At 66.4% G+C, this 13,512-nt stretch carries 13 protein-coding genes and 1 tRNA gene; 3 read left to right on the forward strand and 11 right to left on the reverse strand.

Annotated elements, in window-relative coordinates:
- Positions 1 to 2 precede the first annotated feature (2 nt).
- The 9 genes from nuoE to V3B25_RS10505 all read right to left on the reverse strand — a co-directional run bounded on the left by nuoE (position 3) and on the right by V3B25_RS10505 (position 6,854).
- The gene (gene nuoE / locus V3B25_RS10465) at positions 3 to 530 is read right to left on the reverse strand and encodes an NADH-quinone oxidoreductase subunit NuoE (RefSeq protein ID WP_006381132.1); all 528 of its coding nucleotides are present in this window, start codon (positions 528 to 530) and stop codon (positions 3 to 5) included.
- Positions 531 to 627: 97 nt separating this feature from the next.
- On the reverse strand, positions 628 to 1,935 hold the full coding sequence (locus V3B25_RS10470; protein ID WP_005417935.1) for an NADH-quinone oxidoreductase subunit D: 1,308 nt from the start codon (positions 1,933 to 1,935) through the stop codon (positions 628 to 630).
- Positions 1,932 to 2,681: an NADH-quinone oxidoreductase subunit C gene (locus tag V3B25_RS10475; RefSeq protein WP_005410462.1), complete on the reverse strand. Its 750-nt coding sequence runs from the start codon at positions 2,679 to 2,681 to the stop codon at positions 1,932 to 1,934. The genes V3B25_RS10470 and V3B25_RS10475 overlap by 4 nt, the downstream gene beginning before the upstream one ends.
- Before the next feature lie 33 nt (positions 2,682 to 2,714).
- Complete coding sequence (locus V3B25_RS10480) at positions 2,715 to 3,269, reverse strand: NADH-quinone oxidoreductase subunit B (protein ID WP_005410463.1); 555 nt, start codon at positions 3,267 to 3,269, stop codon at positions 2,715 to 2,717.
- Positions 3,260 to 3,616 carry an NADH-quinone oxidoreductase subunit A gene (locus V3B25_RS10485; RefSeq protein WP_008265012.1) on the reverse strand — a complete coding sequence of 119 codons (357 nt, stop codon included), beginning with the start codon at positions 3,614 to 3,616 and terminating at the stop codon, positions 3,260 to 3,262. The genes V3B25_RS10480 and V3B25_RS10485 overlap by 10 nt, the downstream gene beginning before the upstream one ends.
- A gap of 111 nt (positions 3,617 to 3,727) precedes the next feature.
- Positions 3,728 to 3,812, reverse strand: a tRNA-Leu gene (locus V3B25_RS10490).
- 51 nt (positions 3,813 to 3,863) lie between these two features.
- Positions 3,864 to 4,301 (reverse strand): preprotein translocase subunit SecG, encoded by a 438-nt coding sequence (gene secG, locus V3B25_RS10495; RefSeq protein ID WP_010486424.1) that lies wholly within the window; start codon positions 4,299 to 4,301, stop codon positions 3,864 to 3,866.
- A 31-nt stretch (positions 4,302 to 4,332) separates the two neighbouring features.
- A complete protein-coding gene (tpiA, locus tag V3B25_RS10500; protein WP_154264088.1) occupies positions 4,333 to 5,088 on the reverse strand; it encodes a triose-phosphate isomerase in 756 nt (251 codons plus the stop codon).
- 830 nt (positions 5,089 to 5,918) lie between these two features.
- Entirely contained in the window at positions 5,919 to 6,854 is a 936-nt protein-coding gene (locus tag V3B25_RS10505) for a 2-oxoglutarate and iron-dependent oxygenase domain-containing protein (protein ID WP_032128257.1), read from the reverse strand.
- Positions 6,855 to 7,049: 195 nt separating this feature from the next.
- Between V3B25_RS10505 and V3B25_RS10510 the strand changes: the two genes are divergently transcribed.
- From V3B25_RS10510 to V3B25_RS10520, 3 genes are read left to right on the forward strand one after another with little or no spacing between them, the layout of a single operon-like run.
- Entirely contained in the window at positions 7,050 to 8,936 is a 1,887-nt protein-coding gene (locus tag V3B25_RS10510) for a DUF3413 domain-containing protein (RefSeq protein ID WP_329810634.1), read from the forward strand.
- Between the two features lie 20 nt (positions 8,937 to 8,956).
- On the forward strand, positions 8,957 to 10,102 hold the full coding sequence (locus V3B25_RS10515) for a glycosyltransferase family 4 protein (protein WP_100473474.1): 1,146 nt from the start codon (positions 8,957 to 8,959) through the stop codon (positions 10,100 to 10,102).
- Entirely contained in the window at positions 10,095 to 10,952 is an 858-nt protein-coding gene (locus V3B25_RS10520) for a polysaccharide deacetylase family protein (protein ID WP_262082787.1), read from the forward strand. Before V3B25_RS10515 ends, V3B25_RS10520 begins: the two co-directional genes overlap by 8 nt.
- Positions 10,953 to 11,026: 74 nt before the next feature.
- On the opposite strand, the gene glmM is transcribed toward V3B25_RS10520, so the two are convergent.
- Positions 11,027 to 12,388: a phosphoglucosamine mutase gene (gene glmM / locus V3B25_RS10525; protein WP_329810635.1), complete on the reverse strand. Its 1,362-nt coding sequence runs from the start codon at positions 12,386 to 12,388 to the stop codon at positions 11,027 to 11,029.
- On the reverse strand, positions 12,388 to 13,263 hold the full coding sequence (accD, locus tag V3B25_RS10530) for an acetyl-CoA carboxylase, carboxyltransferase subunit beta (protein WP_005410473.1): 876 nt from the start codon (positions 13,261 to 13,263) through the stop codon (positions 12,388 to 12,390). Before accD ends, glmM begins: the two co-directional genes overlap by 1 nt.
- Positions 13,264 to 13,512: the final 249 nt, after the last annotated feature.

Consider the following 13,512-nt stretch of genomic DNA (forward strand, 5'->3'; position numbering starts at 1 on the left):
CCTTACTCCAGCCCGTCCAGCAGCTCGTCGACCTTTTCCAGGGTCAGACGCTCATGGTAGTGACCGTTGATGACCATCATCGGCGCGCCGCCACAACCGGCCAGGCACTCTTCCTCGCGCTTGAGGTAGACGCGGCCGTCCGGGGTCGATTCACCGTGCTTGATGCCCAGCTTCTTCTCGCAATGGCGGACGATGTCCTCGGCGCCATTGAGCCAGCAGCTGATGTTGGTGCAGATGGCCACGTTGTTGCGGCCCACCTTCTCGGTCTCGAACATCGAGTAGAAGCTGGCGACCTCGTAGGCCCACACCGGCGGCAGGTCGAGGTACTTGGCCACGCCGGCGATCAGTTCGTCGGTCAGCCAGCCCTCGTTCTGCTCCTGGGCCGCATGCAGGCCCTGCAGCACGGCAGAGCGCTTGCGGTCCGGCGGGAACTTGGACAGCCAGTGATCGATGTGAGCGCGGGTCTTGTCGCTCAGCACCACCATCGGGTCGACGTCGCGCGCCGCCTCGAAATTACCTGTCGCCTTCATCGGCCGACCTCAGCGAAATGCATAACGTGAAATTCCAGAAACTGCGGCGCCGGCTTGCGCCGGCTGCCTGCAGCGGGCGTTGGCGTGGCGGATGGCATTACCGGTCAACCTCGCCGAACACCAGGTCGTAGGTACCGATCATCGCCACCACGTCGGCCAGCATGTGGCCGCGCACGACCGAATCGATCGAGGACAGGTGGGCGAAGCCCGGCGCACGCAGGTGCACGCGGAACGGCTTGTTGGCGCCATCGGAGACCAGGTAGCAGCCGAATTCGCCCTTCGGGGCTTCCACCGCCGAGTAGGTCTCGCCGGCCGGCACGCAGTAGCCCTCGCTGAACAGCTTGAAGTGGTGGATCAGCGCTTCCATGTCGTCCTTCATGTCCTCGCGCCTGGGCGGAGCAACCTTGAAGTTCTTCACCATCACCGGGCCGGGGTTGGCTTTCAGCCATGCCACGCACTGCTTGATGATGCGGTTGGACTCGCGCATTTCGGCAACGCGGACCAGGTAGCGGTCGTAGCAGTCGCCTTCCTTGCCCAGCGGGATGTCGAAATCGACGGCATCGTACTTGGCGTACGGGCGCTTCTTGCGCAGGTCCCAGGCAATGCCCGAGCCACGCAGCATCACGCCGGTCATGCCCCACTGGTGGGCCAGCTCCGGAGTGACCACGCCGATGCCGACGGTACGCTGCTTCCAGATACGGTTGTCGGTCAGCAGGGTTTCGTATTCGTCGATGCGCTTGGGGAACTCGACGGTGAAGTTCTCCAGGAAGTCCAGCAGCGAGCCTTCGCGCGAAGCATTGAGCTGCTTCAGCGCCTTGCCCTTGTGCCAGCGCGATTCCTTGTACTTCGGCATGTGGTCCGGCAGGTCGCGGTAGACACCGCCCGGACGGTAGTACGCCGCGTGCATGCGCGCGCCGGAGACCGCTTCATAGCAGTCCATCAGCTCTTCGCGCTCGCGGAAGGCATACAGCATCACCGCCATCGCACCCAGGTCGAGCGCGTTGGAGCCCAGCCACATCAGGTGGTTGAGGATGCGGGTGATTTCGTCGTACATGGTGCGGATGTACTGCGCACGCTCCGGCGCTTCGATGCCCATCAGGGTCTCGATCGCGCGCACGTAGGCGTGCTCGTTGCACATCATCGACACGTAATCCAGGCGATCCATGTAGCCGATCGACTGGTTGAACGGCTTGGACTCGGCCAGCTTTTCGGTACCACGGTGCAGCAGACCCACGTGCGGGTCGGCGCGCATGATGGTTTCGCCGTCCATTTCCAGGATCAGGCGCAGCACACCGTGAGCGGCCGGATGCTGCGGGCCGAAGTTCATGGTGTAGTTGCGGATTTCCTGCCGGCTCTCGGCGGCGTTGCTGGCGAATGCTTCGCCGGCCTGGTGTACGTGGCTCACTTCACTGCCTCCTGCGCGCGCTCACCTTCTGCGGTCTGCAGACGGGCGTCGTCGCGGATCACGCGCGGCACGCCGACACGCGGCTCCACCGAGGTGACCGGTTCGTAGATCACGCGCTTCTTTTCTTCGTCGTAGCGGACTTCGACATTGCCGATCAGCGGGAAGTCCTTGCGGAACGGATGACCGACGAAACCGTAGTCGGTCAGGATCCGGCGCAGGTCCGGGTGGCCTTCGAAGATCACGCCGTACAGGTCGAACGCTTCGCGCTCGAACCAGTTCAGGCCCGGCCAGATGCCGGTCAGCGAGGACACCACCGGCAGCGCTTCGTCAGGGGCGAAGCAGCGCAGGTGCATCATCAGGTTGTGCTGGTACGAACGCAGCTGGGCGACCACGGCGAAACGCTGGGTCGGCATGTGCTGCGGGCGGGCACCGTCGGCGCCGTTTTCCTCGGTGGGGAACTCGCCCCACGCGAAACGGCCCTGGGCCTTGCCTTCGACGCCACGACTGAAGCCCTGCGAGGACACGTCGGCGGTGTCCCATTCGTCGGAGCCATAACCGAGGTAGTCGACGCCGCAGAGATCCACGGCCTGCTCGAAACCAAACTCGTCACGCAGCGCCAGGGCGGTGGCGTGCCACTCGGCGGCAGGCACTTCCAGCGTCACTTCGCCGCGGGGTTCGACCACGATGACCTTCGCACCTGCGAAACGTGCGGAGAGTCGGTCGATGAAGGATGCTTGCTCTGCCATGGGGGCTTGGCGCGCTCTTGTCAGGTGAAGGGGTCAGCGGGCGATGGTCTGTGTACGCCAGATCTTCTTCTGCAGCTGCAGGATCCCGTACACCAGCGCCTCGGCGGTCGGCGGGCAGCCCGGGACGTAGACGTCCACCGGCACCACGCGATCACAGCCGCGCACCACAGAATAGGAGTAGTGGTAATAGCCGCCACCATTGGCGCAGCTACCCATCGAGATGACCCACTTCGGGTCCGGCATCTGGTCGTAGACCTTGCGCAGCGCCGGGGCCATCTTGTTGACCAGGGTACCGGCCACGATCATCACGTCGGACTGACGCGGCGACGGGCGGAACACCACGCCGTAGCGGTCAAGGTCCAGACGCGCGGCGCCGGCATGCATCATCTCGACCGCGCAGCAGGCCAGACCGAAGGTCATCGGCCACATCGAGCCGGTGCGCGCCCAGTTCAGCAGTGCATCGACGCTGGTGGTGACGAAGCCCTTTTCCAGCAGCGGGTTGTCGCCTTCCGGCCGCAGGATGTCATCAACCCGGCCTTCCGGCGTGGGGTTGTTCATGAGGCCATCGAGAGTCTGAATCACTCCCATTCCAGCGCTCCCTTCTTCCAGACGTAAATGAAACCGAGGAACAGCATGCCGACGAACAGGCCCATGGTGATGAGCGAACGGGCACCCAGCTCCATGAAGACCTGGGTCCACGGCACGATGAAGATGATTTCCAGGTCGAAGACGATGAACTGGATCGCGATCAGGTAATAGCGCACGTCGAACTTCATGCGCGCGTCTTCGAAGGCCTCGAAGCCGCACTCGTACGGCGACAGCTTTTCCAGATCGGGGCGGCGGGGACCGAGGAATCGACCAACCAGCATCAGCGTAATGCCGATACCGGTGGCAACGATCAGAAACAGCAGAGACGGCAAATATTCGGCCAGCACAGCGATTCTCTCTTGCCTCTGCCGCCGCGCCTGCAGGCGCTTTGGCATGGGGGAGTGGACGGGAATCTGCCTGGCGCCTTGCGCGCCAGACGAACCCGCTTTACTTACAAATGGTGCCCAAGAGGGGACTCGAACCCCTACGACTTGCGTCGCTACCACCTCAAGGTAGTGCGTCTACCAATTCCGCCACCTGGGCAAACGATCACATCAGACTATCTTCCCGATGCGCCGCGTATTGTAACCGGCTTCAGTCTTTCTGGGAGCCTTCCGAAGGCTTTTCTTCACCAGAAACCGAAGATTCCGCCTGAGCCGGCACATTCGCGGCCGGAACCGGGGCGGCCGGGACCGCATCAGCCTTCGGAACGGCCGGCAGTTCGCCCGCCGGAGCCGCCGGAGCGACTGCCGCCGGTGCGGACATCAGGCCCAGATCCTGGTCGGCCGCCGGGCGGCTGCCATGACCGGCATACCAGGCCATGAAGAGGCTGATGCCGAAGAACACGACAGCCAGCCACTTGGTCGACTTGGACAGGAAGTTCGAGGCGCCGCGCGCACCGAACACCGTACCCGAGGCACCGGCACCAAAGCCCGAACCTGCCGCCGCACCCGAGCCACGCTGCATCAGGATCAGCGCGATCATGGCCACAGCGACCAGCACGTAGACGACATTGAGGATCAACATCAGCATTGGAAACCGCCCTCGGACAAAACTTCTAGGATTAGTTCGCGGCCGCCGCCCGTGCGATGGCCAGGAAGTCCGCGGCCACCAGGGAGGCGCCGCCGACCAGCCCACCATCGACATCCGGCTGCGCGAACAGTTCCCCGGCATTGTCGGGCTTCACGCTACCGCCGTAAACAATGGGCAGTGAATCAGCGATTCTAGCATCGATACGCGCGACTTCGCCACGGATGAACGCGTGCACCTGCTGCGCCTGCTCCTTGGTGGCGGTACGGCCGGTACCGATGGCCCAGACCGGCTCGTAGGCGACCACGGCCTTGGCGAAACCGGCCGCGCCGACCAGCTCCAGCACCGGCGCCAGCTGGCCGGCGATGACCACTTCGGTCTGCCCGGCCTCGCGCTGCTCCAGGGTCTCGCCCACGCACAGCACCGGCACCAGGCCGGCGTGCTGGGCGGCGGCGAACTTGCGCGCGACCAGCTCGCTACTTTCGTGGTGGTACTGGCGGCGCTCGGAATGGCCGACCAGGCCATAGCGGGCGCCGACCTCGACCAGCATGGCCGCGCAGACCTCGCCGGTGTAGGCGCCCTTCTCGTTGCTGCTCACGTCCTGCGCGCCAAAGGCCAGGCCGGTCTCGCCGAAGTCCTCGACCAGCTCCCCGAGGTAGGGCAGCGGCGGCAGGATCACCACGTCCACCCCCTCCAGCGGCAGCCCGGCGGCGACCTGCCCCAGCAGTTCATTGGCGAATTGACGGCTGCCATGCAGCTTCCAGTTTCCAGCGACGATCTTGCGGCGCATGAGCGGGTGGCTCCTGTGTGAAGTCAGCCGGGCATGATACCCGTTACGGCAAAAATCCGTTTCCGTGTAAGCGGTTACATGGATTTTCAGCCAACGGCGCAGCCCCTCGTGGCGGGGGTGGGGTTGGGTTGGTCGCGGAGAACCCGGTTGGATTTGGGGCTTGGCCGGGCGGGTGGGACTGCGCAGGGGGCGCTGCAAGTCCCCCTCCGGGGCCCGGCCCAGCCGCTGGCGGCTGTGCGTTCTGGCGCTTGCGAAGCAGTGCTTCGCAACCAAAGCGCCCTCACCCCTGTAAGCTCGGTCGCCGCTTGCTCGTGGGCGCGGTCCTGCACACACGAGCAAGACCCGGGTGGGGCGTCCTGCCCAACGCGCCCGAGGCATGCCTCGGGCCCATGCGGCTCACGCCCCTGCGCAGCCCCACCCGCCCGGCCTCTGACACATTCCGGCGGTTCCGCCCGCCACGGAAAGAAATAAGAAGATCAAAAGCAAAAGCGGCAGTGCGGATAGCTGCCCGCACCCATGGCGTGGATCTACCGTGTCGACCAAGGTCGACACCTACCGGAAATCGCGATTTACCCACCGTCACCGGGAAACTGTCGAAGGCGGGGAGGTGGGGGGGGGGGGGGGGGGGGGGGGGGCGGGGGCGGGGCGCCCCCCCCCCCCCCGCCCGCGCCCCGGCCCCCCCCCCCCCCCCCCACCTCCCCGCCTCCCCACGGAACATCCCAGTGCCGCTTTGGCTTTGGCTTTGGCTTTGGCTTTGGCTTTGGCCTCTGCGGGTGCGGGGCGCAGCCCTGCTAAAGAAAAAGGCCGCCTTTCGGCGGCCTCACTTCTCATTACTTCAGCTTGATCTCGCGCAGGCGTTCCTCGAGGAAGCCATGGGCGGTGATCGCCTCCGGGTACCGGCTCGGGTTCTCCGGGGTGATGCAGGACGGCAGCACGTCGATCAGATAGTCCGGGTTCGGATGCAGGAAGAACGGCACCGAGTAGCGCGGCTGGCGCGCCAGCTCACCCGGGGGGTTGACCACGCGGTGGATGGTCGACGGGTACACGTGGTTGGTCAGGCGCTGCAGCATGTCGCCGATGTTGACCACGATGGTGTCCGCGTCCGAGGTGAACGGCACCCACTCGCCCTCGTGCGACTGCACTTCCAGGCCCGCGGCGCTGGCGCCGACCAGCAGGGTGATGAAGTTGATGTCGCCATGCGCGCCGGCGCGCACGTTCGGGATGTCGTCGGTGGTGATCGGCGGGTAGTGGATCGGGCGCAGGATCGAGTTACCGAAGTTGGTCTTGTCGGCGAAGAAGTCTTCCGGCAGGCCGATGTGCAGGGCCAGCGCCGACAGTACGCGCGAACCCAGGTTGTCCAGCGCCTGGTACAGGCCGTAACCGCGCTCGCGGAAGCCCTCGACCTCGGTCGGCCACAGGTTCGGCGCCATCACGTCGCGGTACTTGGAGTCGTCGGCGATCTCGCGACCGATGTGCCAGAACTCCTTCAGGTCGAAATGCTTGGAGCCCTTGGCGGTCTCCACGCCGAACGGGGTGTAGCCGCGGGCGCCGCCACTGCCGGCCACGTGGTACTTGCGCTTGACCTCCTCCGGCAGGGCGAAGAAGGCCTTGAAGGCATCGTAGGCCGCGTCGATGTCGGCCTGCGGGATGCCGTGGTTGCGGATGCCCGCGAATCCCCATTGGCGGTAGGCCGCGCCCAGCTCGGCCACGAAGGCCTCGCGGTCGCTGTCGAAACGGGTGATGTCGAGGGTGGGGATCTGGCTCACAGCGGTTCCTGGCTTGTCGTTGGGTCTGGAAGGGCCAGCGCATTCATGGCCCACCTGAACATTGTGACAGATCGCCCGGGGGACGCCACTCGATACGAAGAAACAAACCGATACAATGCGCAACCCGCGCGCGGATTAACGATTCCGTCACAACCGGGACTCCCGCCCCTGCTCCACCTGCCGCCTCCGTCCTTCATGCGCCCTGCTGCTCCTTCTGCCAACACCTCCCTGCCCTCCGGCCCGGCACGTCACTGGCGCCGATTGGCCTGGTGGTCGCTGTTCGTGGCCGGCAACGCGCTGCTGGCGATGGCGATCACGCTCGGCAACGTACCGCTGGCCGACAACCCCGGTGGCGCAATCGGCCTGGTTTACCTGTCCGTCGCTCTGCCGGGGCATCTGCTCGCCTTCGGTGCCCTCGCAGGCCTGCTGCCGCTGCTGCTGGGCCTGTGGCAGCGCAGCACGCGCACGCTGAGCATCAGCGCCGTGCTGCTGCAGGGCCTGTGGCTGTGCCTGCTGCTGGTTGATGCGAAGGTTTTCACTCTGTATCGGTTCCACCTCAATGCCATGGTGGTGAACATGGTGTTCGGCGGCGCGCTGCAGGACCAGGTCGCGTTGTCCTGGAAAACCTGGCTGCAGGCCGGACTGCTGGTCGCCGCCATCTTCGCCGCCGAAGGCCTGCTGGCCTGGGCATGCTGGAAGCTGTTGCCCGCCCTGCCCCGCCGCCGCCGGGTCCTGCAGGCCTGGGCGGTGGTCGCTCTGCTGATGGGGGGGGGCCAGGTCGCCACCGCCTACTACGATGCCCGCGGCGACCGCGACGTCATCGCGCAGTGGAACTACCTGCCCTGGGCGCAGCCGATCACCGCCAAGAGCTTCATGCGCAAACTGGGCGTTGTCAGCGAACAGCAGGCTGGCCTGCCTGACCCGCGCCATGCGCAGCTGCTGTATCCGCTGCAGCCCCTGCGCTGCCAGAACCCACATCGGCCGAATGTGCTGATGGTGGTGCTGGAGTCGCTGCGCCAGGACGCCATGACGCCGCAGCTGATGCCCAATACGACGGCACTGGCACAGGCTTCGCGCGTGTACGACCAGCATTTCAGCACCGGCAACGCCACCCGCTACGGCCTGTTCGGCCTGCTCTACGGCCTGCCCGGCGGCTACTGGCAGAGCATGCTGGACGAACAGCGCGGCTCGCAGCTGTTCCAGGTGCTGGGCCAGCAGGGCTACGACCTGCACCTGTACGGCAGCGCGCCGCTGTACAGCCCGGAGTTCGACCGCACCGCCTTCGCCGACGTACGCGACCAGCTGCACCAGGGCCCCTCCGCCCTGACACCCGACAAGCGTGACGCAGCCATCGTCACCGCGCTGCAGAACGACATCCGCACCAGCCAGGCCGCGCAGCACCCGTGGTTCGGCTTCGTGTTCCTCGACTCCACCCACGCCGGCTACCACCTGCCCGCCAGCTACCCGCCGGTGGCCACGCCGATGGCCAAGGAGATCGACTTCCTGTCCTTCGGCCCGGACCACGACCCGACGCCGGAGCTCAACCGCTACCGCACCGCCGTGCACTACGCCGACAGCCTGGTCGGCTCGCTGCTGGACGACCTTCGCGCACAAGGCCTGGCCGAGAACACCATCGTGCTGGTCACCGGTGACCATGCCGAAGAGTTCAACGACCTCAAGCTGAACTACTGGGGCCACAACGGCAACTTCTCCGACTACCAGCTGCAGGTGCCGTTCGTGCTGCACTGGCCAGGCCAGGCCAGCGGCCATGAGATGCGCACCAGTTCGCATGAGGACTGGGTGCCGACGTTGATGCGCCACGCACTGGGCTGCGAGAACGCACTGAGCGACTTCAGTACTGGCCAGGACCTGCTGGCCGCGCCCACCACCAGCGAACGTGCGCTGGTGGTGGAGAGCTGGTCGCAGCGCGCGATACGCCATGGCGATGCCATCTACGTGTTCGACAAGTTCGGCAACGCCACCGCGCTCGACCGGCACTACCGTCCGCTGCCGCAGCAGGCGCCGGACGCCGCCGCCATCCGCTCCGCATGGGAAGCGCTGACCCGCTTCCGCAACCGCTGAACTTCAAGGACCGATCCTGCATGAACCGTCCGCTGCGCATCCTGCATACCGAAGCCGCCAAGGGAATGGGCGGGCAGGAGATCTACATCTTCCGGCACATGCAGGTGATGCGTGCGCGTGGCCACGAGGTGGCGCTGCTGTGCCAGCCCGAGGCGCGACTGGCCCAGCTGGCACGCGATGATGGTTTCACCGTGCATACCCTGCGCATGGGCGGCCTGCTGCGCCTGCTGCGCGGCATCTGGTCGGTTTCGCGCCTGGTGCGCCGCGAGCGCTATGACGTGGTCAACACCACCAGCCGCCGTGATGCGCTGATTGCCGCCGCCGGCGCACGCCTGGGCGGCACGCCGCTGGTGGTGCGCTCGCGTCACCTGATGAGCCCGGTCAACTCGCTGCTGACCTATACCGGACTGCCGCACCGGGTGCTGACCGTCAGCGGCTTCGTCAAGCAGTTGCTGGCCGAGCGCGGCATTCCGGCCGAGCACATCGGTATCGTGCCGCCGATCGCAGTCCCCCCGCGCTGGAGCGAAATCCGCAAGGCCGATCCCTGGCAGTGCCTGCAGGAGGTACGCACGGAGGTACGCGCCGAGCTCGGCTTCGGCGAACAGGACATCGTAGTCGGCTGCGTGGCGGTATTGCGCGAACCCAAGGGCCATGCCGACCTGCTGCAGGCGATGGTACCGCTGTGCAAGACCCATCCGAACCTGCATCTGGTGGTGATCGGCGATGGCCAACCGGTCATGGATCGGCTGCAGGCGCTGCGCGATGAGCATGGCCTGCAGCAACAGGTGCATCTGCTCGGCTATCGTGATGGCGCGTGCCGGCTGATGGCCGGTTTGGACATCTTCGCCCTGGCCTCGCACAAGGAGGCTGCCGGTACCGTCTTCCTGGAGGCCGCCTATGTCGGGGTGCCGATCGTGGCCACGCGCGTGGGTGGCGTGCCGGAGATGGTGGTCGATGGCAGCAATGCGATCCTCACCCGGCTGGGCGACAATGCGGCCCTGACAGGCGCCCTGCGCCTGCTGGTGGACGATCCGGAACGGCGGCGGCAGATGGGCCGCGCTGGGTGGGACTGGATGCGCAGCGCGCGCCGATTCACCCCCGACGGCCACGGTGAAACCACCGAACACTATTACCACCAGTGGCTGAAGGAGCTGGGACATGGCTGATGCCCGAACCGTACCGGTGCTGATGCACCACCACGTCAGTCCGTCGCCGGGCATGATCACCGTGTCGCCGGAGAATTTCGAAAGCCAGATCGCATGGCTGGCCGGCAACGGCTGGACCTCGCTGACACTGGACCAGTACGCCGGTTTCCTGGCCGGCAAGCCGGTGCCGCGCAAGTCGATCGTGATCACCTTCGACGATGGCTACCTGGACAACTGGGTGTATGCGCACCCGGTCCTGCAGAAGTACGGCATGCACGCCGTGGTGTTCGTGGTCACCGGCTGGATGGGGGAAGGCCCGGAGCGGCCCCATGCGGGGCTTGCCGGGGCAATGTTGCCTGCCACGCCGGACCACCGCAGCTGCGAAGCAGCGATCTATGAGCAGAACCGCAGCGACGACGTGATGATGCGCTGGAGCGAAGCGCGCGCGGCCATCGCCGCCGGCACCTTCGAAGTGCATTGCCACACCCATACCCACACCCGCTGGCTGCGCCGCGACGATCTGGACCGCGCGCAGCGCCGTGCCGGCCTGAGCCATGACCTGGCAGTGTCGCGCAGCGTCCTGCAGGACAAGCTCGGCGAGGTGTCCGATACGCTGTGCTGGCCTTACGGCGATTTTGACCAGGACCACATCGAGGTGGCACGCGAGCAGGGGTTCCGCTACCTGCACACCACCCACCCGTTCGGCCGCAACGTGGTAGGCGGCGATCCGGAACGCATCTACCGCTTCGCGATCCGCAACCGTCCGGCGAGCTGGCTGCGCAAGCGCATCGCGCAGAGCTACAACCCGCTGATCGCACCGCTGTTCAATGGTTTCAAGGCACGCCAGAAGAAGATGGTGCCGGGGCCATAAGCAGCCCACCGCCCTGCCCCTTCAACGAAAACGCCCCGGCATTCCGGGGCGTTTTCGTTGAAGGGGCAGGCGCCTCAACTGGCGGCTTCACGTACCGCCGCGGAGAGGCGGTCCAGCGTCTGCTGCATCAGCGCGGCATCATCGGCTTCCACCGTGACCCGCACCACCGGCTCGGTACCGGACGGGCGCAGGAATGCACGACCACGGCCAGCCACCGATTGCTGTGCGACGGCCAGCGCGGCCTGCACGCTGTCGGCCTGCACCGTGGCCTTGGCCGAGACATTGCCCAGCCGCACGTTCACGGTCTTCTGCGGCACCCGCACCAGCCCCTTCAGTGCCTGGCGCAGGGTCTGCCCGCTGTTGCGCAGCGCCACCAGCACCTGTAGCGCACTGACGATACCGTCACCGGTGGTGGCCCGATCCAGGCACAGCAGGTGGCCGGAGGCTTCACCGCCGAGCACGCCACCGCCTTCCACCAGCGCCTGGTGCACGTAGCGATCACCGACATTGCTGCGCAGGAACGGGATCTGCAGGTCGGCAAATGCCTTCTCAACGCCGTAGTTGCTCATCAGCGTGCCGACCACCGGGCCACGCAGGCGGCCTTCGTCCTTCCAGGCGCGGGCCAGGATGTACAGCAGGTCATCGCCGTCGACCGGGTTGCCCTGGTCGTCGGCCATCAGCACGCGGTCGCCATCGCCATCGAAGGCGATGCCGAGATCGGCACGGGTCTCGCGGACCTTGGCCGCCAGGTTGTCGATATGGGTGGAGCCCACGCCGGCGTTGATGTTGACGCCGTTGGGCTCGGCACCAATGCCGATCACCTCCGCCCCCAGTTCGCGGAACAGCAGCGGTGCGATCTGGTAGGTGGCGCCGTGCGCGCAATCCAGTACCAGGCGCACGCCACGCAGGTCGAACGCGCGCGGCACGCTGGCCTTGCAGAACTCGATGTAGCGGCCGACCGCTTCGCGCGCGCGCGATGCCTTGCCCAGCTTCTCCGATTCAGCGGTGGTGAACGGAATGTCCAACGCCGCTTCCAGGGCCAGCTCGGTGGCATCGTCGAGCTTCTCGCCCTGGGCGGAGAAGAACTTGATGCCGTTGTCGTAATGCGGGTTGTGCGAAGCGCTGATGACGATGCCGGCATCCACGCCCAGCGTGCGGGTCAGGAACGCCACCGCCGGGGTCGGCATTGGTCCCAGCAGCTGCACGTCGGCACCGGCGGCGACCAGGCCGGCTTCCAGTGCGGCCTCGAACATGTAACCGGAAATGCGGGTGTCCTTGCCGATCACCACGATCGGCCGGCGCCCGTCCTGGCCGCGCTGGGCGACCAGGACACGACCCAGGGCGTTGCCCAGGCGCAGCACGAAGTCGGCCGAGATCACGCCCTGGCCGACCCGTCCACGGATGCCATCAGTACCGAAGTACTTGCGGCCTCCCATCAAGCCACCTCCGGCGCCGGCTGACGGCCCAGCATCGCCAGCAGATCGGACAGGCGGTCGCGCATCTCGCGGCGGTCGCAGATCTGGTCGATGGCACCGTGCTCCAGCAGGAACTCCGAACGCTGGAAACCTTCCGGCAGCTTTTCGCGCACGGTCTGCTCGATCACGCGCGGGCCGGCGAAGCCGATCAGTGCCTGCGGCTCGGCGATGTTGATGTCGCCCAGCATCGCGAAGGAGGCCGACACGCCACCGGTGGTCGGGTGGGTCAACACCGAAATATATGGCAGGCCGGCTTCGCGCAGCTTGCCCAGCGCAGCCGAGGTCTTGGCCATCTGCATCAGCGAGAACAGGCCTTCCTGCATGCGGGCGCCGCCGCTCTGCGAGAAGCATACGTAGGGCGCACCGATCTCGACCGCGGTTTCCGCGGCCAACGCAAACCGCTCGCCGACCACCGAGCCCATCGAGCCGCCCATGAAGGCGAAGTCGAAGGACGATGCCACCAGCGCACGGCCCTTGAGCAGGCCGCGCATGGCGATCAGCGCGTCGTACTCGCCGGTGTTCTTCTGCGCGATCTTGATGCGCTCGCTGTACTTCTTCTGGTCCTTGAACTTGAGCAGGTCGGTCGGCCCCAGGCGTGCACCGATCTCGGTGGTGCTGTCGGCATCGAACAGGGCGGCCAGGCGCGCACGCGCACGGATCGCCATGTGATGGCCGCACTTGGGGCAGACTTCCAGGTTCTCTTCCAGTTCCGGACGGTACAACGCGCTGCCGCAGTTGCTGCACTTTTCCCACAGGCCCTCGGGGACACTGCGCTTCTTGCTGGGGGTGTTGTCGGTGCGGATGCCGGACGGCATCAACTTGCTGAGCCAACTCATGCGGGAGGACACTTCCGTTCAGGGCGGCCCAAGGGCCGCAAAGGCGGACAGTCTAGCTCCGCTTTCCCCGCCCGTGCACCCCCTTGCCGGACACGGGGCCGCCGGAAAAAACCATGCTGGGACGTACGTTTAGGTGCGGGAAAGTGCCAGCCGCTGGCCGGCAACCCTTGTCGCACACGCGGCCCAGGCGTGGGGCGGGCCGCGGCCGGCGCAACCCCGCCGGCGGGCCCCGGCGGCCGCCGCGGAGGC

The organism is Stenotrophomonas sp. SMYL8 (assembly GCF_036320065.1).
GTDB classification, from domain to species: Bacteria; Pseudomonadota; Gammaproteobacteria; order Xanthomonadales; family Xanthomonadaceae; genus Stenotrophomonas; species Stenotrophomonas maltophilia_A.

Excerpts from the sequence above, each read along its gene's own strand:
- V3B25_RS10520 (WP_262082787.1), top strand. The coding sequence starts at position 10,095 with ATGGCTGATGCCCGAACCGTACCGGTGCTGATGCACCACCACGTCAGT.
- V3B25_RS10515 (WP_100473474.1), top strand. The coding sequence starts at position 8,957 with ATGAACCGTCCGCTGCGCATCCTGCATACCGAAGCCGCCAAGGGAATG.
- V3B25_RS10480 (WP_005410463.1), bottom strand. The coding sequence starts at position 3,269 with ATGGGAGTGATTCAGACTCTCGATGGCCTCATGAACAACCCCACGCCG.
- V3B25_RS10510 (WP_329810634.1), top strand. The coding sequence starts at position 7,050 with ATGCGCCCTGCTGCTCCTTCTGCCAACACCTCCCTGCCCTCCGGCCCG.
- V3B25_RS10475 (WP_005410462.1), bottom strand. The coding sequence starts at position 2,681 with ATGGCAGAGCAAGCATCCTTCATCGACCGACTCTCCGCACGTTTCGCA.
- accD (WP_005410473.1), bottom strand. The coding sequence starts at position 13,263 with ATGAGTTGGCTCAGCAAGTTGATGCCGTCCGGCATCCGCACCGACAAC.
- secG (WP_010486424.1), bottom strand. The coding sequence starts at position 4,301 with ATGCTGATGTTGATCCTCAATGTCGTCTACGTGCTGGTCGCTGTGGCC.
- nuoE (WP_006381132.1), bottom strand. The coding sequence starts at position 530 with ATGAAGGCGACAGGTAATTTCGAGGCGGCGCGCGACGTCGACCCGATG.
- tpiA (WP_154264088.1), bottom strand. The coding sequence starts at position 5,088 with ATGCGCCGCAAGATCGTCGCTGGAAACTGGAAGCTGCATGGCAGCCGT.
- glmM (WP_329810635.1), bottom strand. The coding sequence starts at position 12,388 with ATGGGAGGCCGCAAGTACTTCGGTACTGATGGCATCCGTGGACGGGTC.